The 25003-nt window shown below is 38.7% G+C and carries 24 protein-coding genes; 9 read left to right on the top strand and 15 right to left on the bottom strand.

Features of this window, described 5'->3' with window-relative positions:
* Positions 1-76: 76 nt before the first annotated feature.
* The 12 genes from carB to CVS93_RS00905 all read right to left on the bottom strand — a co-directional run bounded on the left by carB (position 77) and on the right by CVS93_RS00905 (position 13571).
* Entirely contained in the window at positions 77-3337 is a 3261-nt protein-coding gene (gene carB, locus CVS93_RS00960) for a carbamoyl-phosphate synthase large subunit (protein WP_107686219.1), read from the bottom strand.
* Positions 3337-4092 carry a rod shape-determining protein MreC gene (gene mreC, locus CVS93_RS00955; RefSeq protein WP_107686218.1) on the bottom strand — a complete coding sequence of 252 codons (756 nt, stop codon included), beginning with the start codon at positions 4090-4092 and terminating at the stop codon, positions 3337-3339. Before mreC ends, carB begins: the two co-directional genes overlap by 1 nt.
* Positions 4082-5119, bottom strand: a complete 1038-nt coding sequence (locus CVS93_RS00950; RefSeq protein ID WP_021090637.1) for a rod shape-determining protein — start codon at positions 5117-5119, stop codon at positions 4082-4084. The genes mreC and CVS93_RS00950 overlap by 11 nt, the downstream gene beginning before the upstream one ends.
* Before the next feature lie 9 nt (positions 5120-5128).
* A complete protein-coding gene (gene clpX, locus CVS93_RS00945) occupies positions 5129-6361 on the bottom strand; it encodes an ATP-dependent Clp protease ATP-binding subunit ClpX (protein ID WP_021090629.1) in 1233 nt (410 codons plus the stop codon).
* Positions 6361-7149, bottom strand: a complete 789-nt coding sequence (gene lpxA, locus CVS93_RS00940) for an acyl-ACP--UDP-N-acetylglucosamine O-acyltransferase (RefSeq protein WP_054196084.1) — start codon at positions 7147-7149, stop codon at positions 6361-6363. The genes clpX and lpxA overlap by 1 nt, the downstream gene beginning before the upstream one ends.
* A gap of 21 nt (positions 7150-7170) precedes the next feature.
* Complete coding sequence (fabZ, locus tag CVS93_RS00935; RefSeq protein WP_107686217.1) at positions 7171-7617, bottom strand: 3-hydroxyacyl-ACP dehydratase FabZ; 447 nt, start codon at positions 7615-7617, stop codon at positions 7171-7173.
* 150 nt (positions 7618-7767) lie between these two features.
* A complete protein-coding gene (locus CVS93_RS00930) occupies positions 7768-8841 on the bottom strand; it encodes an epoxyqueuosine reductase QueH (RefSeq protein ID WP_107686216.1) in 1074 nt (357 codons plus the stop codon).
* Positions 8842-8867: 26 nt separating this feature from the next.
* Positions 8868-9617 carry an ATP-binding cassette domain-containing protein gene (locus tag CVS93_RS00925; protein WP_107686215.1) on the bottom strand — a complete coding sequence of 250 codons (750 nt, stop codon included), beginning with the start codon at positions 9615-9617 and terminating at the stop codon, positions 8868-8870.
* Positions 9614-10294: an ATP-binding cassette domain-containing protein gene (locus tag CVS93_RS00920; protein WP_103600255.1), complete on the bottom strand. Its 681-nt coding sequence runs from the start codon at positions 10292-10294 to the stop codon at positions 9614-9616. Before CVS93_RS00920 ends, CVS93_RS00925 begins: the two co-directional genes overlap by 4 nt.
* Positions 10291-11091 (bottom strand): ABC transporter permease, encoded by an 801-nt coding sequence (locus CVS93_RS00915; protein ID WP_107686214.1) that lies wholly within the window; start codon positions 11089-11091, stop codon positions 10291-10293. Before CVS93_RS00915 ends, CVS93_RS00920 begins: the two co-directional genes overlap by 4 nt.
* Positions 11088-12026: an ABC transporter permease gene (locus tag CVS93_RS00910; RefSeq protein WP_107686213.1), complete on the bottom strand. Its 939-nt coding sequence runs from the start codon at positions 12024-12026 to the stop codon at positions 11088-11090. Before CVS93_RS00910 ends, CVS93_RS00915 begins: the two co-directional genes overlap by 4 nt.
* Positions 12027-12038: 12 nt before the next feature.
* Positions 12039-13571, bottom strand: coding sequence for an ABC transporter substrate-binding protein (locus tag CVS93_RS00905; RefSeq protein WP_107686212.1), 1533 nt, complete (start codon positions 13569-13571; stop codon positions 12039-12041).
* A gap of 172 nt (positions 13572-13743) precedes the next feature.
* Here CVS93_RS00905 and CVS93_RS00900 point away from each other — a divergent pair, with 172 nt between their 5' ends.
* Positions 13744-17052 carry a DUF748 domain-containing protein gene (locus CVS93_RS00900; RefSeq protein WP_107686211.1) on the top strand — a complete coding sequence of 1103 codons (3309 nt, stop codon included), beginning with the start codon at positions 13744-13746 and terminating at the stop codon, positions 17050-17052.
* On the opposite strand, the gene CVS93_RS00895 is transcribed toward CVS93_RS00900, so the two are convergent.
* Positions 17049-17453 carry a hypothetical protein gene (locus CVS93_RS00895; protein WP_107686210.1) on the bottom strand — a complete coding sequence of 135 codons (405 nt, stop codon included), beginning with the start codon at positions 17451-17453 and terminating at the stop codon, positions 17049-17051. The two genes, CVS93_RS00900 and CVS93_RS00895, sit on opposite strands and share 4 nt — an antisense overlap.
* A gap of 115 nt (positions 17454-17568) precedes the next feature.
* On the opposite strand from CVS93_RS00895, the gene CVS93_RS00890 reads away from it, so the two are divergent.
* The 8 genes from CVS93_RS00890 to CVS93_RS00855 all read left to right on the top strand — a co-directional run bounded on the left by CVS93_RS00890 (position 17569) and on the right by CVS93_RS00855 (position 22880).
* Entirely contained in the window at positions 17569-17772 is a 204-nt protein-coding gene (locus CVS93_RS00890; protein WP_021090801.1) for a tautomerase family protein, read from the top strand.
* Complete coding sequence (gene bcp, locus CVS93_RS00885) at positions 17769-18266, top strand: thioredoxin-dependent thiol peroxidase (RefSeq protein ID WP_107686209.1); 498 nt, start codon at positions 17769-17771, stop codon at positions 18264-18266. The genes CVS93_RS00890 and bcp overlap by 4 nt, the downstream gene beginning before the upstream one ends.
* A gap of 9 nt (positions 18267-18275) precedes the next feature.
* A complete protein-coding gene (locus CVS93_RS00880) occupies positions 18276-18917 on the top strand; it encodes a thiol:disulfide interchange protein DsbA/DsbL (protein WP_107686208.1) in 642 nt (213 codons plus the stop codon).
* Positions 18918-19021: 104 nt separating this feature from the next.
* Positions 19022-19936 (top strand): branched-chain amino acid transaminase, encoded by a 915-nt coding sequence (locus CVS93_RS00875; RefSeq protein WP_054196075.1) that lies wholly within the window; start codon positions 19022-19024, stop codon positions 19934-19936.
* A gap of 17 nt (positions 19937-19953) precedes the next feature.
* The gene (locus CVS93_RS00870; protein ID WP_107686207.1) at positions 19954-21072 is read left to right on the top strand and encodes a prohibitin family protein; all 1119 of its coding nucleotides are present in this window, start codon (positions 19954-19956) and stop codon (positions 21070-21072) included.
* Between the two features lie 2 nt (positions 21073-21074).
* Positions 21075-21809, top strand: coding sequence for a bifunctional phosphoribosyl-AMP cyclohydrolase/phosphoribosyl-ATP diphosphatase HisIE (gene hisIE / locus CVS93_RS00865; RefSeq protein WP_107686206.1), 735 nt, complete (start codon positions 21075-21077; stop codon positions 21807-21809).
* Complete coding sequence (locus tag CVS93_RS00860) at positions 21799-22329, top strand: DUF2393 family protein (protein WP_107686205.1); 531 nt, start codon at positions 21799-21801, stop codon at positions 22327-22329. Before hisIE ends, CVS93_RS00860 begins: the two co-directional genes overlap by 11 nt.
* Positions 22329-22880 carry a DUF2393 family protein gene (locus CVS93_RS00855; RefSeq protein ID WP_107686204.1) on the top strand — a complete coding sequence of 184 codons (552 nt, stop codon included), beginning with the start codon at positions 22329-22331 and terminating at the stop codon, positions 22878-22880. The genes CVS93_RS00860 and CVS93_RS00855 overlap by 1 nt, the downstream gene beginning before the upstream one ends.
* A gap of 120 nt (positions 22881-23000) precedes the next feature.
* On the opposite strand, the gene CVS93_RS00850 is transcribed toward CVS93_RS00855, so the two are convergent.
* Both CVS93_RS00850 and purF read right to left on the bottom strand, forming a co-directional pair.
* Positions 23001-23663, bottom strand: coding sequence for a hypothetical protein (locus tag CVS93_RS00850; RefSeq protein ID WP_107686203.1), 663 nt, complete (start codon positions 23661-23663; stop codon positions 23001-23003).
* Positions 23660-24997 (bottom strand): amidophosphoribosyltransferase, encoded by a 1338-nt coding sequence (gene purF / locus CVS93_RS00845; RefSeq protein WP_087579493.1) that lies wholly within the window; start codon positions 24995-24997, stop codon positions 23660-23662. The genes CVS93_RS00850 and purF overlap by 4 nt, the downstream gene beginning before the upstream one ends.
* Positions 24998-25003 lie beyond the last annotated feature (6 nt).

Genomic DNA, 25003 nt, shown 5'->3' with positions numbered 1-25003 from the left:
CCATACATAGACATCTACTGATTCCGGCAATACTTCAAAAAACAGTTTAGCTATAAGCTAAACTGCCTTAAATTTATTATTTTTTAGATAAATACTCTTGCAAGCTTTTTACCTCAAGTGCTTTGCCGGTTTGTACTGAGCTTAGCGACTTAGCAGCAGCAAGTGCTGCGCGGATCGTTGTAAAGTAAGGAATTTTAAATCTAAGCACGTTTTGACGGATCTTTTTACCATCATCCACGCTTGATTTTGTATCGCTTGTGTTAATAACAAGTGCGATATCGCCGTTTTTGAGCCTATCTTCGACGTTTGGTCTGCCCTCGCTTATCTTATAGACAAACTCAGCCTCAACACCAGCTTCACTTAAAATTTTATGTGTACCGCCAGTTGCGATGATGCTAAAGCCAAGCGCTATTAGTTCTCTTGCAAAGTCTGGCGCGTAAGATTTATCAGCATCAGCTAGCGTTAAAAAGACCCTACCCTTGCTTGGTAAAGTATTGTTCGCAGCGATCTGACTCTTTGCAAATGAGCTTGCAAAATCATGGCTAATACCCATGACCTCACCCGTACTCTTCATCTCAGGACCAAGAATGAGATCAGCGCCACTTAGCTTGTTAAACGGCAGCACGCACTCTTTTACGCAAACATGCGAACTTACGCGAGGTTTTAAGATGTCGCCGTCCTCATAAACAACCCTGTAATCATCATAAAATTTAAGCGCCTCATGTAAATTTCCCTGCCACATAACTCTTGTCGCCACCTTTGCCATAGGCACGCCAGTAGCCTTGCTCACAAACGGCACAGTCCTGCTCGCGCGAGGATTTACCTCGATCATATAAAGCTCGTTTTCATAGATAGCAAACTGGATATTCATAAGTCCGACAACGCCTAAATTTAGCGCGATATCTCTGGTTTGTTTCTCCACTTTTTTTATCATTTCTGCGCTTAAACTCATCGGTGGCAATATGCAAGCCGAGTCGCCAGAGTGAATTCCAGCCTCCTCGATGTGCTCCATTATCGCGCCGATATAGACCTCTTTGCCGTCACATATCGCATCTACGTCGAGCTCTTTTGCGTCTTGTAAAAATTTATCAAGTAGCACTGGCGAGTGATTGCTAACTTTGACCGCTTCACTCATATACTCTTTTAGCTCGCTCTCGTTATGCACCCTTCTCATCGCCCTACCGCCAAGAACGTAGCTTGGACGAACGAGCACTGGATAGCCGATAGTAACGGCCTTTTGCAAGGCTTCCTCCAGGCTAGTAGCGGTGTCGTTTTTAGGCTGAAGGACGCCAATTTTATTTATAAATTCGCTAAATTTCTTTCTATCCTCGGCCACATCGATCACTCTTGCAGTTGTTCCGATGATCTTTGCACCGATCACGCTTAAGCGTTTTGCAAATTTAAGCGGAGTTTGACCGCCAAAATGCACGATCACGCCGTCTGGCTTTTCACGCTCGATGACTGATCTAACATGCTCAAAATCAATCGGCTCAAAATACAAAATATCGCTCGTGTCGTAGTCGGTTGAGACGGTTTCTGGGTTGCAGTTATACATTATTGTTTTTATGCCAAGGTCTCTTAGGGCGTAGCTTGCATGCACGCAGCAGTAGTCAAACTCTATGCCCTGACCGATCCTGTTTGGACCGCCGCCTATTATCATCACTTTTTTAGCGTCTTTTACAGGCTCTTTTTTAGGAATTTTAGTGATATTTGTGGTTGAGTAAAGATACGGCGTTAGCGCCTTAAATTCGCCCGCGCAAGTATCGACCTCGTTGTATTCAAGCTCGATACCAAGCTTCTGCCTAGCAAAATAGATATCATTTTGGCTAAGCTCAAGATCGTCTTTTTCATTTATAAGCACAGCTATCATCTTGTCTGAAAAGCCCATGCTTTTGGCCTCTCGAAGTAGCTCTTCGTTGTTTAAGATATCCATGTCGATCTTATCTTCAAATTTAACTATCTCATAAATTTGCTCTAAAAACCAAGGATCGATCTTACTAAACTCATGTACCTCAGCCACGCTAAAGCCGTCTCTAAAGGCTTGTGCTAGATATAAAATTCTTCTCTCATTTGCATTTCTGATGCCATAAATCAAAGCGTTTTTCTCTAAACCAAGACTGTTAAATCCGCAAAGATCGCGCTCTAGACTACAAAGCGCCTTTTGAATACTCTCTTTAAATGTCCTACCTATCGCCATAACCTCGCCAACTGACTTCATCGCAGTGCCTAAATATGGGTTTGATCCTGGAAATTTCTCAAATGTAAAACGTGGAATTTTTGTCACTATATAGTCAATCACCGGCTCAAAGCTAGCAGGCGTGCCTGTGATGTCGTTTTTGATCTCATCTAGACTAAAACCAACTGCAAGCAGTGTTGCGACCTTTGCGATCGGGTAGCCAGTAGCTTTACTTGCAAGGGCTGAGCTTCGACTAACGCGTGGGTTCATCTCGATAACGATCATACGGCCAGCTTTTGGATCTATGGCAAACTGCACGTTGCTGCCACCCGTATCAACGCCGATCTCACGAAGTATGGCAAAGCTAGCGTCTCTCATAGCCTGATACTCTTTATCTGTGAGTGTGAGTGCTGGTGCGACCGTGATGCTATCACCTGTATGAACGCCCATTGGGTCAAAATTTTCGATCGAGCAGACGATGATGCAGTTATCGTTTCTATCTCTAATGACCTCCATCTCGTACTCTTTCCAGCCAAGCAAGCTCTCTTCTATCAAAATTTCATGTATCGGGCTTGCGTCAAGGCCGGTGTTGGCTAGCTCTTTAAACTCGTCCATATTATAAGCCACGCCACTTCCTGCGCCACCAAGCGTGTAGCTAGCTCTTATGATGAGCGGAAAGCCTATCTCATTTGCTGCATTTAGCGCGTCGTCCATGTTATAAGCATATCTACTCTCAGGCAGATCCATGCCGATCTTTTGCATAGTCGCTTTAAAAATTTGTCTATCTTCGCCCTTTTTTATCGCTTCTGGGTTTGCACCAAGAAATTTCACATCCTTTAAAAGACCGCTCTCAAAAACCTCCATGGCTGCATTTAATGCCACTTGTCCGCCCATAGTTGGCAAGATGGCATCAATATTTTCTTTTTCGATGATCTTTAAAATGCTATCTTTTGTGATAGGCTCAATATACGTTGCATCGGCAAAATTTGGGTCAGTCATGATGGTGGCTGGGTTTGAGTTGATAAGCACTACGCGGTATCCAAGCTCTTTTAGTGTCTTGGCTGCTTGCGTGCCTGAGTAGTCAAATTCGCAGGCCTGACCGATGACGATAGGGCCTGAGCCGATTAGCAAAATAGTATTTATATCTGTTCTTTTTGGCATTATTTTTCCTTTGTTACAACGTATAGATAGTTTGGTATGTTTAGTTTTGCATAAGGCTCAACTATCACGCTTTGATAGGAGCTCTCTTTTAAAATTTTACTCACGCGCCCTACTGGCACCCCACTAAAAAATATCCCATCAAGTCCACTCGTAAAGACCTCATCGCCCTCTTTTGGACTGAGCCATTGTGGGATAAATTTCACCATTATTTGGCCTTGATTTCCATGCGCGACTCCTGGAATTTTGTCATTTCCTATATAAACTGCAAAGATACTTTTTGGGTCATTTTGCAAGTAAGCTAGCGGCTTGCCGTCTTTTGCGATAACGATACCAGCGCTATTTCCTTGATAGATGAGCCCATAAATTTTATTTGGGTCGTATCCTTCAAACTCGCTTATCCAAATTTTATTATAATCCCCAATATGCACGTAGCTAAGCCCTTTTACAAGCTTTACAGCTGGGGCGTAGGCAGTTGAGTTTTTATCTTTTAAAATTTGATTTAGCTCGTTTGCAAAAGTAGAAAGAAGCATGGCTGAGTGCTCTAGCTCTTCGTTTTGCGCTCTTAGCTTTTCTATCTCGCTAGCCTGCCTAAAATATTCGTTTATATAGTCTTTCACGCTTTTAGCAAAATTGTCGTATGAATTTGTAGCATAGTTACTAAACCAGATAGAAAGATTACTTAAAATTTCTCCCTTGAAAACTGAGGCCATAGCAAGCAATGCTATAAAAACAAAAAGAACAATCTTACTCTTCATTTGTCAGCTGTTGTAAAAGCCCAATCTCTTCAAGTGCCTTGCCCGTTCCTCTAGCAACCGCTAGAAGTGGCTCATCTGCTACAAAAACTGGAAGTTTAACGATATCAGATAAAAATTTATCAAGTCCTCTAATAAGAGCTCCACCACCAGTTAGTACGATACCAGTCTCCACGATATCGCCCGCAAGATCAGGTGGCATCATCTCAAGCACAGTTTTAAGTGCATCTGCGATCTCTTTTAGTGGCTCTCTCATCGCCTCTCTTACATCTTCGCTTGTTAGCTCGACTCTACTTAAAAGACCACTTACCTGGTCGCGACCTTTTACCACTACGCTTAGCTCTTTTTCAAGCTGTACAGCAGAACCTACGGCGATCTTTATCTCCTCGCCTGTTCTCTCACCTATTAGTAGGTTATATTTCTCTTTTATGTAATTAACAATACTAATATCAATCTTATCGCCAGCTGTGCGGATTGATTTTGAGATGACTAGACCGCCAAGTGAGACGACACCAATCTCAGTCGTACCACCACCGATATCAACTACTAGATTACCTTGTGGCTCACGAACTGGTAAATTTGCGCCAATCGCTGCTGCCATAGGCTCTTCGATCAAAAACACCTCTCTTGCTCCAGCACTTAAGGCACTCTCTCTAACGGCCTTTCTTTCGACCTGAGTAAGTCCATAAGGAACTGAGATGATGATCCTTGGGCGTAAAAAGCTTTTTCTTTTATGAGTCTTTTCTATAAAATAGCGTATCATACGCTCAGTCATATCAAAATCCGCAATAACGCCATCTCTCATTGGCCTTATCGCTTCTATATCGCCTGGAGTTTTTCCTACCATCTCTTTTGCGGCATGTCCAACCGCTAAAATTTTTTGTTTGCCATATTTCTCACGCCTTACTGCAACAACAGAAGGTTCATTTATTATTATGCCTTTATCTTTTACCAAAACAAGTGTATTCGCCGTACCGAGATCTATGCCCATATCACTTGAGAAAAAACCTATAACCTGATCTAAAAACATCTATTTCCTTTACGCTATTTTCTTATCGTGCTTTATTAAAATTGGCTTTGCCTTATCTTTTACAGTCTCTTTTGAGATAACAATATCATACTCTTTTAACTCTGGCAGCTCATACATTATGTCCGTCATAAGCTCTTCCATTATGCTTCTAAGCCCTCTTGCTCCGGTCTTTCTCTCGATAGCCAGACTTGCTATCTCTTCAAGTGCTTCATCATCAAATTTAAGTGTAGCACCATCAATCGCACAAAGCTTTTGGTATTGTTTTAATATCGCATTTTTTGGCTCGGTTAAAATTTTAACCATATCTTCTTTTGTTATCTCGTTCAAAGTAGCTACTACGTGAAGTCTACCAATAAGCTCTGGAATGAGGCCATATCTTACTAGATCGTCTGGCTCAAGTAGGCTTAGTAAATTTTCTTTTTCATTTTTGCCACGTTTTTCTTGGTTAAATCCAAGTACGTTTTTACCAACTCTTCTCTCGATGATATCAAGAAGTCCGTCAAATGCACCGCCACAAACAAATAAGATATTTGTCGTATCTATCTGGATGAAGTCTTGGTTTGGATGTTTTCTGCCGCCTTTTGGTGGGATATTTACGACACTACCTTCAATGATCTTTAAAAGCGCTTGCTGCACACCTTCACCCGAAACGTCTCTTGTGATGCTTCTATTTTCACTCATTCTAGCGATCTTATCTATCTCATCTACAAAGACAATGCCCTGCTCCGCCTTTTTCACGTCACCATTTGCAGCTTGTAAAAGCCTTGTTAGGATATTTTCAACATCCTCGCCGACATATCCAGCCTCAGTTAGGCTTGTCGCGTCGCAAATCGCGATAGGCACATCAAGAAATCTTGCCAAAGTCTGAGCCATCAATGTCTTGCCGCTTCCAGTTGGGCCAACAAGTAAGATGTTTGATTTTGAAATTTCAGTATCGTCTTTAATGTCGCTTTGTTTAAAAATTCTCTTATAGTGGTTATATACGCCGACGCTAAAGACCTTTTTAGCTCTATCTTGACCGATCACATAGTTATCAAGTACCGCTTTTAGCTCCTTTGGTGTGAGCTTTTGATACTCTATCGTTTCGTCATTTTTACTCTCTTCTACGCTAGTATCTCCATGTATCATATCGTATGCGGCTGCTATGCAGTACTCGCATATATAGGCATTTCCTTCGATATCAGCGAGTAATCTTCTCTCGGCAGACTCTGCCTCTCCACAAAAATTACACTTTCTAGCCATTAATCTCTTCCTTTTGCAAGCGGAATTCCTCTTGTCGTTTCTAATATAAATTTACACATTTTCTTTACGTTTTCGTCGCTGGTTTTTGCGATCAGCTCATTTGCTTGATCTTTTAAGCTTATACCTTGATTAAACAAAAATTTATAAGCGCGAACAAGCTCTTCAACCTGCTCTTTGTCAAATCTACGCCTAATGCCGACTAAATTTAAGCTTCTTATATATGCTCTGTTGCCCTCAGCTAGGCAAAATGGCACTACATCTTGGCTTAGCGCGCTTGCACCTGCTATCATGCAGCTCTCACCCACTCTAACAAACTGATGAATAGGTGTAAGACCGCCCACAACAGCATAATCACCAAGCTCGACGTGACCTGCTAGAGTTGCGTTATTTGCTAAAATGACGTTGTTGCCTATTATGCAGTCGTGTGCAATATGAGAATATGCCATGATAAAGGCATTATCTCCGATCCTTGTTATGCCATCGCCCTTGTGCGTGCCTGAGTTTATCGTGCAAAACTCACGTATAGTTGCGTGCTCTCCGATAATAACGCCGGTATCAATCTCATCTTTATAGCTGATATCTTGCGGGATATCGCCCACGATCGCATAGCTAAATACACGAGAGTTATCGCCGATCTTAGTCTTGCCAAGCACCCTTGCGCCTTGCTTTATCGTGACGTTATTGCCAAGGACCGCATCTTTACTTACAAATGCATAAGCCTCGATATTTGCATCATCTCCAATGATTGCTCCATCTTCTATAACGGCTGTTTGGTGGATATTTTTCATTGTCTCTCTTTTTCTTAAAGCCTATTTATCGACTATCATCGCTTTTAGTTCAGCCTCAGCGCAAAGTGCGTCATCTACGTATGCCTTGCCTTCAAGCACCCAGATATTTCCCTTGTGTTTTAGCACATTTAGTCTATACTCTAGTCTATCTCCAGGACGGACCGGATGGCGAAATTTTGCTCCGTCTATGCTCATAAAATAGACTACTTTATTTTCAATACCAGCTTGATGCTCGTCGCTCATACTTTTAAATGCTAGCACGCCGCCAGCTTGCGCCATGCCTTCAATGATCATTACGCCAGGATAGATCGGGTGACCTGGGAAGTGTCCCTGAAATATCGGCTCGCCAATGGTTACATTTTTATAAGCCACGATATTCTTAGCTGGCTCTAGCTCAATAACTCTATCTATAAGTAAAAATGGGAATCTATGTGGAAGAATCTTTTGAATTTCTACGACGTCTATCACGTTTTAGCCTTAGTAATGTAAATTTGTGGCGATTGTAACAAATTTATACTAAGAAAAAAATTATTAGCCTCTTTTAAAAATCTCTAAATTTCGCCTTATGTGGCAAAAATTTAATTTACTGCTTTAAGATAAATTTTATAAACTCGCCTTTTAGTCTAAAACCAAAATTTCTTCGCTGTCATTATAAAAAACAGCCTTTGAGTAAATTTCGTAGCCACCCTTTTTGACCTCGTCTAAGACGATGATAGGATTTTGCGAAAATTCTCCGCTTATATCACGGCGAAATTTTAGCTCATCATCAAGCTCAAGCGGCCTTTTGCAAAGCTCATCAACGCTTTTAAATTTGCTATTTGTAAATTTATTAAAGCGATCTATACTCATAAAGATTGCACCCTCTTTTAGCTCATCGTCCATCTCACAAGAATTTTCTACATTTAGCTTCAAATTTTCTCTTTTAAAGCCAGAATAGAGCACAAAGTAGCTTGGTATCACAGCATTTTGAAATTTCACACTAGCGCGCAAAAGCCTGTAGTTTAAAAATCGCCTTCTAAAAAGGTGAAATTTCTCACCTCTCGCCTCGCACTCGCGCACCTTTTTATAAAGCTCAAGCCTAGCTTCTATGCTGCCATAAAGCGCCCTTGCGTGTAGCTCGCTCATTAGCTCACTTTGGGGCAAATTTTGCGAGTCGCGCTGTTTTTTTAGTGCAAAGACGCAGCCGCAGTAGTTTTGATGATAGAGCTTGTCTTTTTTAGCTAGGATAAACTGCTCGCTTGTGCCGCCATTTTTTCTATAATCAACCGCAACCGCCTCTAAATTTGAGTCAGCTACCGCCTCATCAAGAGCCTTTTTAAGCTGAGAAAAGTCCTTTTTCGGGCTCATCAAAAGCGTCGTCGTGATCTTACTAAGTCCTAGCTCAAGCGCCTTTTTAGCAGAGTCTTTCATACGAAAATCAAAGCAGTATTCGCACCTTTTGCCCTTTTCTGGCTCATCTTCAAGCCCCTTTGTGCCGCCAAGCCACGCTTCGTAGTCGTATTCGCCACATATTAGCTTGATGCCAAGCTTCTCGCAGCTTCGCTTCACGTCCTCAAAACGCAGTAAAAATTCGCTATATGGATGTATGTTTGGATCGTAAAAATAGCCTACTATTCGCTCATTTGGATAGTCTTTTCGTAGGCGCTGTAAAAAGTAGTGGCTATCGACCGAGCAGCAGATATGAACTAGCAAATTTGACCTTTTTTGCTTGCATTATATCAAAGTTTGTCATCATAAAATTTAGCCGCGTCAAGGTATTTTTTAAGGACATTTTGGCTTGCAAGATCTTCAAATTTACCAAAAGCCACTTGCTTGCCAGATTCGATTATTAGCACCTTTTGCGCTATCTTCATCGCACTTAAAATATCGTGCGTTATGAAAATCATGCTAATCTTTTCATCTAAGCTTAAAAGCAAATTTATGATCTTTTGCTTTGTCTCGTTATCAAGCCCGCTTGTTATCTCGTCGCAGATTAGGATTTTAGGTTTTGAAAGAAGCGCTAGCAGTATCCCGACCCTCGTCGCCTCACCGCCACTTAGCTGAGATGGGTATTTTTCTAAAATTTCATCTTTTAAATTTAAATTTGTCAGAAGCTCTTTAAGCTCATTTTCGCTAAAGCTAAGCTTAAGATACGACCTCACGTGAGCGATCGCGGTTTTTACTTTTAGCGCTGGATTTAGGGCCTGTTTTTGGTTTTGCAAGATATATCTGATATCTTTTTTGAGCTCATTTTTGTCCGTGATCTCTTCATTATTTATATAAATTTTGCCCCCACTTTTTGGCTCGCTAAATGATATGAGCTTTGCAAGCGTGCTTTTGCCACTGCCACTTTGACCTAAAATGGCTAAATTTTCGCCATCATCAAGCTCAAAATTTATCCCCTCTAAAAGGTGCAGCACTTCAGCTCTAGCGTTAAAATGCTCCTTAAAACTTAAACTTTTTGAGACGTTTTCAAGCCTTATTTTCACGCATTTTCCTTTAAATTTAGCCGCCCATCTCTCATCTGCCAAATTTCATCACTAAGATAGTTCGTTAGCGCCTCATCGTGCGAGATAAAGATGACGCTCATCTTGCCCTTTAGGCTCTCTAAGATACCCGCCACATGACTAGCGCTAATGCTATCAAGCCCGCTTGTTATCTCGTCGCAGACTAAAATTTTTGGCTTCAGGCAAAGTGCAAGAGCGATCTGCACACGGCTCGCCTCACCGCCACTTAGCTCGTATGAGTATTTGTGCCAGATGAGATTTGCGTTATTTAAACCAAACTCCTTAAAATAGCTAAACGCAAGCTCTTTATTTGCCTTATTATCGCCATTTAGATAGGCGTTAAAGTGATCACCCACGTTTAAGAGTGGATGAAGGCTAGCGATAGAGTTTTGAAAAACTAGTGCGGCAACCTTTCTTCGGTGCTCTTTTAGCTCATTTTGGCTAAGTTTTAAGATATCTTTTTTATAAATGCTAAATTTATCTGCCCTCACTCTAAAATCATCGTCAAATAGCCTTATTAGGCTCTTTGCAAAGAGCGATTTGCCACTGCCACTTGCACCCGTGATACCTATAAATTTATCCTCACTCATACTAAAATCAAGCTCATACAAAAGCTTCTTATCCTTATAAAAAACGTTTAAATTTTTAATCTCTATCATATTTTTATATTGCCATTTTTTGAATTTGACGTGATGATCGAGGTTGCGAGGATGAGCAAAAAGAGCGTCACGCCAGGGAAAAGCACCATCCACCAAGAGCCAAGAAAAAGTGCCTCTTTACTCTCATTTAGCATGATGCCAAGGCTTATTTTATTTGCGTCGCTACCCACACCAAAAAAGCCAAGCGTAGCCTCCATGACGACTGCGTTTATCGCGTTTATGCCAAAGATGCTAATTATTAAATGCTTTAAATTTGGAAAAATTTCAAAGCAGATAAGACTAAATTTACTAGCCCCATTTATCACGACTTGCTCGGCATAGTCGCACTTTTTACTAAGTCTTAAATTTTGCATAAAGACTTTTGCGCCCTGCATAAACGAGCAAATGGCGATGATAAAAGATGTTATAAGCAGATCTCCGCTACTAAATGAGCTAAAAAGCATGATGAAAACGATGTTTGGGATACTTAAAAAAGCATCAAGCCCCTTATCAAAAAGGCTCTCACAAACTCTACTCTTGCTCGTGCCAAAATATGCGTAGATGAGCGAAAAAAGCGTCGTTAAAAAGCCAGCTAGCAGTAAGATAAGAAGCGAGTTTTTAAGTGCGTAGGCCACTCTTATGAGATTGTCCCTGCCTAGGATATCGGTACCAAAGATATGCTCACCACTTGGGGCTAAATTTACCGCCATAAAGTCAGTAAAATTTGGCTCAAATTTAGAAAAAAATGGCGTCACAAAGGCAAATGCGACAAGTGCCAAAAATACAAAGCAAGCTAGGAAAAATATAACTTTTCTCATAAATTTCTCTTATCTGCCAAGATGGCAAAAACTTTAGCTAGCAAATTTGCCAAAACGACAAAAGCAGCCGTTAGCAAAATGGTCGCGAGTGCGACTGGATAGTCTTTGGCAATCACCACGTCAAGACTTAGTTTGCCTATGCCTGGAAATGAAAAAATACTCTCAATGACGTACGAGCCAGCAAAAACACCAGCCACAAGTGTCGCGAAATAATAGACTATGTCCGTGCTTGCGTGCTTTATGGCAAAGAGATAAATTTTGCCCCGCCCCAACCCTCTAGCGCGTGCTGTTTGGATAAAGTCAGCATTTAGGCTTTGATTTAGCCTGTCTCTTACAAATTTCACGTTTGTGCCAAGGTGTGGCAAGATGATGGCAAGCGTTGGCAAGATGATAAATTTAGCCCCTACTCCGCTAGATCCCAGCTCGTTTGCCCCAGAGCTTGGCAGCACGTTTAGATAGACGCTAAAGATCGCTATTAGCACAAGTGCGATGTAAAAATGCGGTAGTGAAGCCAGCAAAAAGGAGCTAAAATTTATAAAAATATCAGCAAATTTATTCTTATAAATGGCACTTAAAAATCCTAAGAAAAAGGACAAAAGAGCTATCAGAAAAAACGAAGCAAAAAATAAAATGAGCGAGTTTAAAAGCCTCTCTTTAATGAGTAGCGACACACTTGCCCCACTTACAAAACTAGTGCCAAAGTCGCCTGTCACAAAGTGAGCCAGCCATCTAAAATACTGCACAAAAAAGCCATCTTTTAGCCCTAAATTTTCTAAAATTTGCTCTTTTATAGCGAAATTTATCGCCTCACTCCTTGAAAACATCGCGTCAGTGACATTTCCTGGCAAAAAGTATATGAGTAAAAATAGAAAAAACGAGATAAAAAACAGCAATCCAAGACTTGAGATCGCTGTTTTTAAAATGGCTCTAAACAATGCTCTTATCCACTATTTTACTTGCCACTCTCTTATATTCCATAAAAATCCAGCCCCATGGTGACCTAAAATTTGCGTCTTTATACCTGAAATTTTGTTATTAAACACAAGTGGATAGTCAAGATAGGCTATAAAAATGTAAGGTGGGTTTTCATGAAGCGCTTTTAAAAATTCCTTATAGTACTTTTTCCTAAGCTCTGCGTCTTTTGTGTATCTTGCGTTTTTTAATGCCTCATCGACGTTTGCATCCTTGTAGTGGCTAAAGTTCCAGCCATTTTCATTTACGCTAACATCGGCAAATCCGCCAAAAATTCTATATGTGTGAAAGTCTGGATCAAACGGGCTTCCCCAGCCGATCACGAAGCTATCAACCTCGCTTATACTAAAGGCTGTTCTTGGCTTAGCGTAGGCTTTTGCTCTCACGCCAAATTTATTTAGCTCACTGCTTAAAATTTTAGCTAGATTGACCCTTAAAATGTCGTTATTAAAGGCGTAGATATCAAAGCCAAGCTCCTTGCCGTCCTTTTCGAAAAAGCCAGCCTTGTTTTTCTTAAAGCCGCTCTTTTCAAGTAGCTCTTTGGCCTTTTGCGGATCGTAACTAAATTTAAACTCGCTGTCATTTGCAAAGCTTTTTTCTATCGGGTTATTCGCTACGCTTGCATATCCGTGAAATAAGCTTTTAACGATCTCGTCTTTATTTACAGCGTAGTTTAGGGCTATTCTTACATTTTTATCTTGAAAGATAGGATCTTCAAGGTTAAACATCAAAGCTCTATAGTCCGCACTTTTAAACTTAAGTAGGCCAAGTTTTTTATCATCTTTTATGAAATTTACACCAGTTGGAGAGATGAGCGCGACATCGATCTCGCCGCTTTTTAGTCCAACAAGTCTTAAATTTTCATCGCCAACAATTTTAAAAAATACCCTTTTTATCTTTGGCTCACCCTTGTAAAATTTCTCATTTGCCGCAAATTTCAAGCTCTCATCTTTTTTCCATTTTACTAACTTGTATGCGCCAGTGCCGATGGGTGCCTCGTTAAATTTATCAGTTGCAATATCTTTACCTTTTAAAATGTGCTCAGGCAAAACGCCAAAGCTAAGTGCGTCAAGAAACGGCGGAAAAGGCTCTTTTAGCGTGATCTTTACTTTATAATCGTCTAAAATTTCAACGCTTTTTACTACCTCATAGTTTGAGATAGCAGGCGCGTTTAGCTTCTTATCTTGAGCCGCTTCGATGGTGAATTTAACGTCCTTTGCGCTAAATTTCACCCCGTCATGCCAAAAGGCATCATCTCTTAGCTCAAAAATATACTCCAACCCATCGTTGCTTACTTGCCAAGACTTCGCAAGCTCTGGCACGACGTTACTATTTTCATCGTGGCTTGTAAGGCCAGAGAAAACCAACGAAAGCGTAGGATCGTGATCCTCGTCGTAAAGTGGATTTATACGAGGTGTTTGCTCCTCGATAGCGACCACAACGGCATTTTCATTTGCATAAGAAATAGTACCAAACAACAAAAAAAAGACAAGCAAAATTTTCTTCATTACAATCCCCTTTGCTTAAAAATATTTCTGCATAGTAATACGAATCGTATAAAAGTGTTATTAAGCTAAATGTAAATTTATAGTATAGAAGTTTTAAATTTCTAACTATCTTTTAACCTTTTTTAAAGTAAAATCTCTCCCTATTTTAGATAATAATAAGGCAAATTTTACAATGAATAAAAATAAAAAAATAGCCCTAATTTCAGGTATAAGTTTAGTTTCACTTTTGCTTATTTACACGCTTCTTGGCTTTTTTGGTGTACCTTACGGCATTAAACATATCGCTCCAAAGTATCTAAAAGACTACAATGCAACGCTTTTTGTGGAAAGTGCTAAATTTAATCCTTTTACCTTCGAGCTAAATGCGACAAACGCTGAGCTAAACAGCACTTCGCCACTTTTTAGCACAAAGCAAATCGACATCAAGCTAAAGCCATTTTCTATCTTTAAAAAATTAGTTGAAGTTGATATTTTTAGGCTTCAAGAACCAAATGTCAAAATTTTACGAGATAAAAATTCAAAATTTAACTTTAGCAATTTTATAAGCGACGATAACGCAACTACCGAAGATAACAGCACTAGCTCTATAAATTTTGCCTTAAATAACGCAAAAATCATCAAAGGCTCATTTTCATATAGCGATCAAAATTTAACAAATCCATTTAACGTAAATTTTGATGATATAAACTACGAGCTAAGCTCGCTAAATACTAAGAAAAATAGTGCAGGCAGCCATATTTTTGACTCAAACTCGACTCTAGCTCACAAGATCGATCTAAATGGCGATATCGAGCTAAATCCCCTAAAAATCGAGGGCAATATCAGCATAAAGAACTTTAGTATCGATCCAGTGGCGATTAGCTTTATCGATAATGACACACTAAATCTTAAAAATGCGGTCATAAATTTAGGAATAAATTACGTTTTAATTGCCGACGAGAACGCTACAAATATAAATTTAAAGGATAGCTTTTTAAATGTAAAATCGCTAAACATAAATGAGGGCAAAAACGAACTAAGCCTTGGTGAGCTAGAGCTTCCAAAATTTGATCTATCAAGTAAGATAGCAGACAAGATAGATGCTAAATTAGAGTTAAATGCCATAAATTTAAGCGATGTATCATTTAAAAATGCAATAACAGCAAGCTTAAAATCACTAAATTTAAGCAATATTTCGCTTTTAGCAAATTTAAATGAAAAAAGTGAGCTAAATGCGACAGCTGCACTAAATAGCATAAATGCAAATACCCTAAAAATAGACGAAACCAGTAAAAATTTAGTAAATCTAAAAGATATAAATGCCTCAAATTTAAATGCAAATTTAGCAAATAACAAAACAGCTCTCGCGCTTGAAAAAATAGCGTTTGATGACATCAATGCCCCGCTTAGTAAAAATGCGAATGCAAATGTGACAGGGGCTAAATTCTCAAATATTAGCTTCACTCAAGATACTAATAAAAGCCTTGCAACTCTTGATGAGATTAGTATAAATGGTATAAATTTAAAGGCAAAAAATAAAGAGATTTTAGATATCGCTAATGTGCTTACAAAAACGATCAAATTTGATATTTTAAATATGGCTTTGAGTGCTGAGAATATCGATGTAAATAGACCAAAATTTAACTCAGAGTTAAATGATAGCGGCTTAAGCGTGATAAACCAGCTTGGACTTGGTGAGAAAGAGCCGGCAAAAACAGCTAATCATCGCACTAAAACTAAAAAAGAAAATACATCAGCTTCAAAAAGCAAAGAAAATGAGTTTAAATTTGATATAAAAAATATCAATGTAAATAATGCTAGTATCGCTTTGACGCATCTTTTTGAAGGCGAGAAGATCACTCATAAATTTGATAATTTGTTTGTAAAAATAGCAAATTTAAGTAGCGATTTTAGTAAGCCATTTGACGCGAAAGTGGATATAAAAAGCTCGCAAAAGCTAAATTTGGACCTAACCTCAAAGATCAAACTTGAACCACTTGATATAACTGCTAAAATCAAACTTGAAGATAAAAATTTGCCAAAATATTTTGCCTACGCAAAGCCATTTTTAGAGGCAGACCTTTCAAGTGGAGAGATGAGTGCAAACGCCGAGCTTCACTATGCAAAAGATATAAAAGCAGATTCAAAACTTAGTGTAAAAGATATTAGATTAGATGATAAAAATAAAGAAAAGCTAATCGCGTTTAAAAGTTTAGAAGTGGATAAAATTTCACTTTTTAAAAATAATCTTGAAATTACTGGAGTTGCTCTAAATTCGCCATTTATCAAGGCTCATCTAAGCAAAGAGCGCGAATTTAATCTAAGCAAAATCGTAAAAGAAGATAAAAACAAAGCCCAAAATGAGCAAAAAGCTGAGAGCAAAAAGGTGGCTAGTAAAAAAGATGACGAGCTAAATTTTAGTATCAAAAATTTCTCACTTAACAACGGCGAGGTTGATTTTTCAGATGCGTCACTATTTATGCCATTTGCTACAAAAATTTCAAATCTAAATGGCAAGCTAACTGACATCGATAAAAAACGTCCAAGTTCGGGCGAGTTTAAAGGCACAGTTGGCAAAAATGGCTTTTCTCAGATCACAGCAAAATTATTTCCTTTTGAGCTAAAGCAAAATACCGATATTAAGCTTGATTTTAAAGACATCGATCTAATCGACATAACACCATACAGCGGGCAATTTTTGGGCTATAAAATAAAAAAAGGTAAGTTAAATTTAAATCTAAATTATAGCGTTGTTGATTCAAAATTAAACGGTTCAAATCTTATAAATTTTGACACACTCACACTTGGAGAAAAGGTTGATTCAAAAGATGCTGTAAATTTGCCACTTTCGCTTGCTATATCGATATTAAGCGATCAAAACAATCAAATAAATATCGACCTGCCAGTTGAAGGAAATTTAGACGATCCTGACTTTAAATATGGTGGCGTCATTTGGGCTGCTGTTAAAAAACTCTTTGCAGACATTACGTTAGCTCCGTTTAGATTTTTAGGTAATGCTCTAGGGCTTGGCAGCAAGGATCTTAGCTCTATTGATTTTCTTGCTGGAAGTAGCGAGCTAATAAGCTCAGAAGCACCAAAAATAGCTGATTTTATAAAATTAACTACTGCAAAGCCTATGATGAAACTTAGCATCACGCCTACTTACTCCGAAATAGATGTGCTCTACTTTAAAGAAAAAAAGCTTGATCAAAAGATAAATCAAATAATCGCCTCAAGTGGCAAAGATTATATCACTGTGCTAAATTCTCTCGTTCCAAACGCTAAAGATAAAAGCGATAAAGCCTTAAGAGAAGAGGCAATAAAAGCTATCGAAGTGGATAAGGAAAAGCTGGTTGAGCTAGCAAATGAGCGTGCAAATGCAGTAAAAGAAGCACTCATAAAGGCTGGACTTGAGACTAGCCGCATAAATGTAAATGATGCAACAAGCTCAGAGCCTAAACAAAACACCTACACAAGTGTGCTTATGGGAGTGGCGAACTAAATTTCATTTATCTCGCTGCTTCTTGCGTTGTAAACAAACCAGCTAAGAAGCATGAGCATCATAAATGCGCCAAAGACTAGGCTTGCGTAAAAATATAAGCTAAAGCCTTCGCCTAGTAAATTTGCATTGTGAAGAGCGATCATAACGCCAGCAAGTGAAATTAAATAGCCAATTAGCTTTATGATAAAAATTTTTGGATTTACAAGAATGAGTAAAAGCCCGCAAAGCATGACACTAAGGGCTATTTGTAAATTTAAAATGTCAGTTTGAGCATTTGAGCCAAATGTCAAAAAACCAAGCAAAAATATGACTAAAACCATCAAAACAGCATAAACTACCCTGCTTCGTCCAAAGCCGTACATAAAGCAAACAAAGCCTTTGTTATGTTTGTTGTAGTCCATTTTTCGCTCCTAGTAACAAGTTTTTGTATTTTAATGCCAAATTCTTAAATAAAGGCTTTAATCTGAAATTTCACTCATTTTGGCTAATATTTTGCATCTTAAAAAAGGAGCAAAAATGCCTTATGTTAATATCAAAATAGCAGGCCCAGAGCCGACAAAAGAACAAAAAGATCAAGTTTTTAAAGAGGTGACTGAGACGCTTGTAAGAGTGCTTGGCAAGAAAAAAGAGGCGGTTATGATTTTCATAGAAACTCACGACGCTAGCAACATCGGTGTAGGCGGCGAGAGCGTAGAAGATAAGCGAAAGGGGATAAAATGAGCGAATTTAGCAAAGCAGATATTGAACGAAAAATAACACTTGAAGTTGGTGACAAAGCACCAGAGTTTGAAGCGCTAAATCAAGACGGCGTAAAGGTCGCATTAAAAGACTTTATAGGCAAAAATGTAGTGCTTTACTTCTACCCAAAGGACAACACTCCTGGCTGCACGACTGAGGCTTGCGAATTTAGCGCAAACTACGATCAGTTCATCAAAAATGACACCGTCATCATCGGCGTTAGTCCAGATAGCGTGAAGTCGCATGCGGGCTTTATCGCAAAGCAAAATTTAAAGCACATCCTCTTAAGCGATGAGGATAAAGAAATTTCAAAGCTTTATGGCGTTTGGCAGGTCAAGAAAAACTACGGCAAAGAGTATCTTGGCATCGTTAGAAGCACCTTTGTGATCGGCAAAGACGGCAAGATAGTTAAAATTTACAAAAGCGTAAAAGCCAAAGACCACGCCGCAAAAGTGCTAGCCGATCTAGCAAAATAAGGAGCAAAGATGAAGCTTGTAAAAATGCTAATTTTAAGTGCGTTTTTTGCGCTAAATTTATCAGCACTAACTGAAGGCGTAGAGTATCAAACTCTAGCAAAACCGCTTAACGTACCTAAAAACTCAGTCGTCAAGGTCTTTAGCTACGACTGCCCACACTGCTATAAATTTGACCGGACTATCACAAAAAAGCTGATGTCAAAGCTTGAAGATGTAAAATTTATCCCATATCATCTAAGCACAAAAGGCAAGCTTGGCGAGACTGCAAGTAAAATTTTTGCTGCTCTTATCTTTATAGATGAAACAAATGGGACTGATCTACTAAGCGATGAGTCAAAATTTAAGCAAGCAAAATTTGCGATCTATAAAGCAAGACATGATGAGAAAGATGATTTTAATGATGGCAAAGACAAAGAGAGATTTATAAATTTAGCCCTTAAAGCAGCTCACGTGAGCAAGAACGACTACGAAAAAGCACTAAATAGCGAAAGAGCAAAAGAGCTTTTAGACGCATGGTTCGCCTCTTATGATGTTGCTAGCATTAGCGGTGTGCCAGCTTTTGTAGTAAGCGGCAAATACTTAATAAACTTAAGCGCAGCTTCATCAATCGATGAGATGGCAAAGATCATACAAGAGCTTTTAGATAAGTAGTTTTGGCGGGTAATATCTGCAAATTTTGGTCTTAGAAATGTAAATTTAAAGCAATTTTAGATAAACTCAGACCAAAATTTCTAAGAAAAAAGAAAGGTTTAACAATGAATGCTTCAGAATTTATCTGGATGGATGGAAAATTAGTTAAATGGGACGATGCAAAAGTACACGTTCTAACTCACTCTTTACACTATGCTAATGCCGTATTTGAAGGCACAAGAGCTTATAAAACAAAAAAAGGTCTAGCTATTTTTAGACTCCAAGATCACACAAAAAGGCTTTTAAGATCAGCAAAAATGACTGTTTTAAATGTACCTTACACTGAAGAAGAGCTTGAAAAAGCGCAAATAGAGCTTCTTCGTGCAAATAAATATAATGGCAATGTTTATATCCGCCCACTTATATTTTTAGGATACGGCGTAATGGGTGTAGCTCACACAAAAGCACCGGTGCAAACTGCTATCGCTTCATGGGAATGGGGTGCTTATCTTGGCGATGAAGGCCTAGAAAAAGGCATCAGAGTTAAAATTTCAAGCTTTGCCAAACTCGCACCTGCTGCTCAAATGAACAGAGCAAAAGCTAGCTCAAACTACCTAAGCTCACAAATGGCAAACTACGAGGCAAAAGAGGCTGGATACGACGAGGCGCTACTTCTTGATAGCGAAGGCTTTGTGGCTGAGGGTCCAGGCGAGTGCTTCTTTATCGTTGAAAATGGCGTTTTAATCACTCCTCCAAACGACAACAGCCTACTTAGCATCACTCAAGATACAGTCATAAGACTTGCTCACGATCTTGACATAGAAGTAAGAAGAGAGCGCATCACAAGAGATCAGGCTTACACAGCTGACGAGGCGTTTTTCACAGGCACAGCAGCTGAAGTAACACCGATAAATAGCATAGATAACCGCATCATTGGTAACGGCGCTAGAGGCGAAGTGACAAAGAGACTACAAAAAGCTTATTTTGACGTAGTTTATGGACTAAATAAAAAGTATGAATCATTTTTAACATATATTTAAAAATTTAAAGGAACGAAATGCCCGCTGATTTAAACGATTATTTCAATAAAAAAAAGCCAGGTAATGACAACAGAGGCTCAGGTCAAAATAGCGACAAAGAGCCACCTTTCAAAAAGGATTTTAAAATGCCAAATCTACCAAGTGGCTTTGGTAAATTTGGAGCACTTGCCTACATTGTAATTGCAATTATTGCTATTTTTGCTATCACTCAGCCATTTAAAGTGATTCACTCAGGCGAAGTTGGTATTAAAGCTACGGCAGGCAAATATGAACCAAATCCTTTACAGCCAGGCTTTCACTTCTTTTTACCTTTTATCCAAGACATCATCATCGTAGATACCAGAGTTAGGATCATAAACTATACTTCTGGCGAGGATATGGGCGAATCAATGCAAAAGTCATATCAAGGCGTTGGTGCTGGAATTTTACGTAAAAATTCTATTTCAGTACTTGATGCTAGAAATTTACCAGTTAGCATTGATATTACTGTGCAATACCGTTTAAATCCAGAAAATGCTCCTCAAACTATTGCCTCTTGGGGTCTTAGCTGGGAGAGCAAGATAGTTGATCCTGTCGTTCGTGACGTGGTTCGCAGTATCGCTGGTAAATATACAGCAGAAGAGCTTCCAACAAAGAGAAACGATCTAGCAAGACAAATCGATGATGGCATAAGAAAAGATATCGACTCTCAGCCAAATAAGCCAGTTGAGCTTTTAACAGTGCAGCTTCGTGAGATCATCTTGCCTTCAAAGGTAAAAGAGCAGATTGAGCGCGTCCAAATCGCAAAACAAGAAGCTGAAAGAACAAAATACGAAGTAGAAAGAGCAAATCAAGAAGCCTTAAAACAAGCTGCACTTGCAGAAGGTACCGCTAAAGCTGCGATCATTGAAGCAAAAGGTAAGGCTGATGCCATTAAAATCGAGGCTGACGCAACTGCGTATGCGAACAAAGAGGTCGCAAAAAGTGTCGATCAAAATCTACTAAATTTAAAGCAGATCGAGACGCAAAACAAATTTAACGAAGCCCTAAAAGAAAATAAAGATGCTAAAATTTTCTTAACACCTGGTGGAGCTGTGCCAAATATCTGGCTAGACGCAAAAGATAAAGCAAGAGCTAGCTCAGTAAGCGAGAGATAAAAATGAATAGCGTAACAAAAAGTATAGACTGGCAAAAAGTTGGTGGGTTGCTTCCAGTAGTGGTTTGCGATCATACCACAAAGGAAGTTTTAATGCTTGCTTACATGAACGAAGAAGCATTAAATTTAAGTCTATCTAGCCGTTACGCTCACTACTTTTCACGCACCAAAAATAGAATTTGGAAAAAAGGCGAAGAAAGTGGCAACACTCAGGAGATAAAGGCTGCTTTTTTAGACTGCGACAACGATACTTTGCTTTTAAAGGTGATTCAAAACGGAGGCGCTGCTTGTCACACTGGAGCAAGGTCGTGCTTTTTTAATGAGATAAATTTGCATGACGGCAAAATTTTAGATACAAAAGTTGAAGTCAAAAAAATAAATTATGGTGTGCTTGATGAGCTTTACCATGTGATAGAAGATAGAAAGCTAAATGCTAACCCTGAAACTTCATACGTAGCAAGTCTTTTTAAAAAAGGTGAAAATCAAATTTTAAAGAAAGTTGGTGAAGAGGCTGGTGAATTTATAATGGCTGCAAAGGATCTTAGTTTCGCAGAAAACTCAAAGCAAAATGAGCAAAAAGCAAAAGATGACCTAACCTACGAAGCAGCCGATCTTTGCTTTCATGCACTTGTAACACTTTCAGCCCATAATATCCATCCAGATGCTGTAAAAAACGAACTTGCAAGGCGTTTTGGCATGAGCGGCATTGAAGAGAAAAGATCGCGAGATGTTAAATAGCATTAAGCACAACTTGCTTTTTGTATTGCAAAATGCAAAACTCATCGATTTTCTAACCTATGGCTGGATATTTTTAGCATTTATACTAATCGTGCTTTTAGGGATTTTTATAGCGATAAAGTCGTGGTGGCAGATAGGATTTTTATTTATTTTGGCTGCTTTTTTCGGACTTTTTGTAGGTAATTACTACGCGAACAAATATATAAATGAAAATTTAAGGCCAGTTAGCATAAGCAAAATAACCACCAAACAGCTTCAATATGTCGATGCACTAATGGTTGATTTTAATATTACAAATAATTCAAATAATGTACTTAGTATCTGCAAAATCGAACTTGACTTCTATCTAAGCTCAAGACAAAATACGAAAGACTTTTTTAACTCACTTAATCCATTTGCTAGAAAAAGAATCATCTTAAACGAGGAATTTTTACCAAAGCAAAGCATTGAGGTTAAAGAATTTGTCAATGATTTCGCATTTATAGACTACAATATCTCTAAAAAAGTGGAGTGTTTTTGATGAGCTCAGCATATTTTACGATCGTTCATATTATCGTTCTTTTTGCGATTGCTCTGCTTTCTATTTTATTTCTTGTTCTCTCACTTAGAGCTGAGCGAAAGTTATTTTTATCACTATTTTTTACAAACATTCTAGTCTCAACCACACTTGCTGTTTTTTTGATGCTAGTGCTTGATAAATATACAAAAAAAGGCATGCTTGAAAATGTAAAAAGTGAGCGAATTTTACGAAATGAGAGTATCGTTTTTAAAGGGCAAGTGAGAAATATCGGTAAATTTACAATTAGCAACTGCACACTGACAGTCAAACTAATCAATCAACCGCTAAATAAAAATGACCTTGGCGGTGAAGCATTTTTTAAGCCAAGTGGGCTTTCATTTTTCTCATGGGTTCTTGGCACAGATAAGGATGAGAGGCCAAATACAGTTGAATATAAATTTGATGTAGCCAAAAATTTACCAAAGCAAAAAAGCACACCATTTACCGTATATATGCCATATCCGCCTTACTTTAAAAATGGCATAAATATCACAAAACTAAATTGCTACTAATCAAATTTAAAGCAAATTTTTACAAATTTCATAGGATAAAACGTTAAGTCTTAGTTTGATTTTAGAGTAAATTTTATCTTTTAAGTATATGCAATAAGCACAAATTTTTAAGATAAAGATTTAAAAAGTACAAAGTATGTCAAGTAGCCTGCCCAATTTTTGTAGGTCATTTAAAAAAAGCTGCTTTGCCTTTTGTGTAAATTCTTTTGCTTCTTCTAGGATTTTAATCTCAGCTATATTATAAACAAACTCTTTTTTTAGGATCTTTGCGCCTTTTTTATAAAAGAAATTTGCCTCTATTAAGCTTGCAAAAAAGCTATCATCTCTTAAGTAGTAGTTGGTGGCCGCATTTACAAAAACTGGCTTTTGAGCCAAAAACTCACCGCAAACGCCGTTTTGCGAGCTAAATTTAACACTCTCAACCACGTCAGGTCTTATCTCGTAAAATCTTATCTCACTAGATTTTTTAAGAGCCAAAATGTCACTAGCTTTGTTTAAATTTATAGAGGCGTGATCCGCTTCAATGACGTTTATAACGCCATTTACAAGAGAGTAAGCACTTGTAGTTTTATTTTGATCAAGAAAATTTACCATGCCAAAAAATGGCACACTAGCATTTTTATCAGCCAAATTTGGCATACTTTTGATTAGCAGCTGCTGCTTTTCGCCGTTTAGCTCAAAGTAGCTTACCATGATGAAAATTTCATCCTTTTTGCTAGGTGTCTTTTGCGAGCAGCCTGCAAAAAAGAGTATTGCTAGCAGCAAAACTACTAAATTTCTCATTTTATGAAATAATCACCATCAAAGCTTACAAGCGAATATTTTCGCTCATTGCCGATACTTTCTTTAAGTTCGTCTATACTTAAAAATTCTAAGCTATCTGCACCGATATATTCTCTTACTTCCTCTGCATTTTTTTTAGAGCTTATTAACTCTTCAAAGCTTGGCGTGTCGATACCGTATCGCTCAGGGTATTTAAGCTCAGGGCATGCGACTCTAAAATGAATCTCTTTAGCGCCCGCATGTCTTAAAAGATCAACCACCTTTTTTGAAGTAGTACCGCGAACGATACTATCATCTATGACAACGATACTTTTACCCTTTAGAACTGATGACATCGGGTTAAGTTTTAGCTTAACTTTTAAATTCCTCATCTCTTGGCTTGGCTCGATGAAGGTTCTACCCACATAGTGGTTTCTAGTGATAGCTAGCTCAAAAGGGATCTTGCTCTCGTTTGCATATCCGAGCGCTGCTGGCACACCGCTATCTGGTACAGGTACGACGAAATCTGCTTTAATTTTGCTCTTTTTAGCTAGTACTTCACCCATTTTTTTTCTAACTTCATAGACACTTTTACCTTCTATCACGCTATCTGGGCGAGCAAAATAGATATATTCAAATGCACAAATTCTAGGATCTGGATCATAAATTTGGATACTTTGAAACTCACTTTTTCCATGTTCAAAAACTATCATCTCACCAGGCCTAATATCTCTTATAAAGCTAGCTCCCACAAGATCAAAAGCGCAAGTCTCGCTAGCTACGATATATCCACCATCTTTTAGCCTGCCAAGACTTAGCGGCCTAACACCCCAGCGATCTCTTATGGCAAAGGTTTTATGGCGTGACTGGATAAGCAGACAATAAGCGCCTTTTATCTTATCAAGTGCCGCGATAATACGGTCCTGCAAGTGCTTGCTATGGTTTCTTGCGATTAGATGGATGATATTTTCAGTATCCATATTTGTCTGAAATATCGCACCATCCTTAATAAGCTCATCTCTAACCTCATCTTTATTTACCAAATTTCCATTATGGACGATTGAAATCTGCCCCAAAGAGTAGTTAGCGGCTATTGGCTGGGCGTCACGACCTGAGTTTTTACCAGCCGTTGCGTAGCGGTTGTGACCGATCGCCATATCACCTTTTAGCGATCTTAAAATTTCTTCATTAAAGACCTCTGTAACTAGGCCATTACCCTTGTGAGTAGAAATTTCTCCATCATCACAAACGCTAATGCCGCTTGCCTCTTGACCGCGATGCTGCATAGAAAATAACGCATAATAGGCAGTCTTTGCTGCATCTTTAGAATTTATAATACCAACTATTGCACACATTTTTTT

This window comes from Campylobacter concisus (assembly GCF_003048535.1).
In the GTDB taxonomy this organism is placed as follows: Bacteria; Campylobacterota; Campylobacteria; order Campylobacterales; family Campylobacteraceae; genus Campylobacter_A; species Campylobacter_A concisus_S.
Note: the sequence above shows the minus strand (reverse complement) of the source record. Positions and strands in the feature narration are given on the sequence as shown.

Excerpts from the sequence above, each read along its gene's own strand:
- carB (WP_107686219.1), bottom strand. The coding sequence starts at position 3,337 with ATGCCAAAAAGAACAGATATAAATACTATTTTGCTAATCGGCTCAGGC.
- mreC (WP_107686218.1), bottom strand. The coding sequence starts at position 4,092 with ATGAAGAGTAAGATTGTTCTTTTTGTTTTTATAGCATTGCTTGCTATG.
- CVS93_RS00950 (WP_021090637.1), bottom strand. The coding sequence starts at position 5,119 with ATGTTTTTAGATCAGGTTATAGGTTTTTTCTCAAGTGATATGGGCATA.
- clpX (WP_021090629.1), bottom strand. The coding sequence starts at position 6,361 with ATGGCTAGAAAGTGTAATTTTTGTGGAGAGGCAGAGTCTGCCGAGAGA.
- lpxA (WP_054196084.1), bottom strand. The coding sequence starts at position 7,149 with ATGAAAAATATCCACCAAACAGCCGTTATAGAAGATGGAGCAATCATT.
- CVS93_RS00920 (WP_103600255.1), bottom strand. The coding sequence starts at position 10,294 with ATGATAGAGATTAAAAATTTAAACGTTTTTTATAAGGATAAGAAGCTT.
- CVS93_RS00915 (WP_107686214.1), bottom strand. The coding sequence starts at position 11,091 with ATGAGAAAAGTTATATTTTTCCTAGCTTGCTTTGTATTTTTGGCACTT.
- CVS93_RS00905 (WP_107686212.1), bottom strand. The coding sequence starts at position 13,571 with ATGAAGAAAATTTTGCTTGTCTTTTTTTTGTTGTTTGGTACTATTTCT.
- CVS93_RS00900 (WP_107686211.1), top strand. The coding sequence starts at position 13,744 with ATGAATAAAAATAAAAAAATAGCCCTAATTTCAGGTATAAGTTTAGTT.
- CVS93_RS00895 (WP_107686210.1), bottom strand. The coding sequence starts at position 17,453 with ATGGACTACAACAAACATAACAAAGGCTTTGTTTGCTTTATGTACGGC.
- CVS93_RS00890 (WP_021090801.1), top strand. The coding sequence starts at position 17,569 with ATGCCTTATGTTAATATCAAAATAGCAGGCCCAGAGCCGACAAAAGAA.
- bcp (WP_107686209.1), top strand. The coding sequence starts at position 17,769 with ATGAGCGAATTTAGCAAAGCAGATATTGAACGAAAAATAACACTTGAA.
- CVS93_RS00880 (WP_107686208.1), top strand. The coding sequence starts at position 18,276 with ATGAAGCTTGTAAAAATGCTAATTTTAAGTGCGTTTTTTGCGCTAAAT.
- CVS93_RS00875 (WP_054196075.1), top strand. The coding sequence starts at position 19,022 with ATGAATGCTTCAGAATTTATCTGGATGGATGGAAAATTAGTTAAATGG.
- CVS93_RS00870 (WP_107686207.1), top strand. The coding sequence starts at position 19,954 with ATGCCCGCTGATTTAAACGATTATTTCAATAAAAAAAAGCCAGGTAAT.
- hisIE (WP_107686206.1), top strand. The coding sequence starts at position 21,075 with ATGAATAGCGTAACAAAAAGTATAGACTGGCAAAAAGTTGGTGGGTTG.
- CVS93_RS00860 (WP_107686205.1), top strand. The coding sequence starts at position 21,799 with ATGTTAAATAGCATTAAGCACAACTTGCTTTTTGTATTGCAAAATGCA.
- CVS93_RS00855 (WP_107686204.1), top strand. The coding sequence starts at position 22,329 with ATGAGCTCAGCATATTTTACGATCGTTCATATTATCGTTCTTTTTGCG.
- CVS93_RS00850 (WP_107686203.1), bottom strand. The coding sequence starts at position 23,663 with ATGAGAAATTTAGTAGTTTTGCTGCTAGCAATACTCTTTTTTGCAGGC.
- purF (WP_087579493.1), bottom strand. The coding sequence starts at position 24,997 with ATGTGTGCAATAGTTGGTATTATAAATTCTAAAGATGCAGCAAAGACT.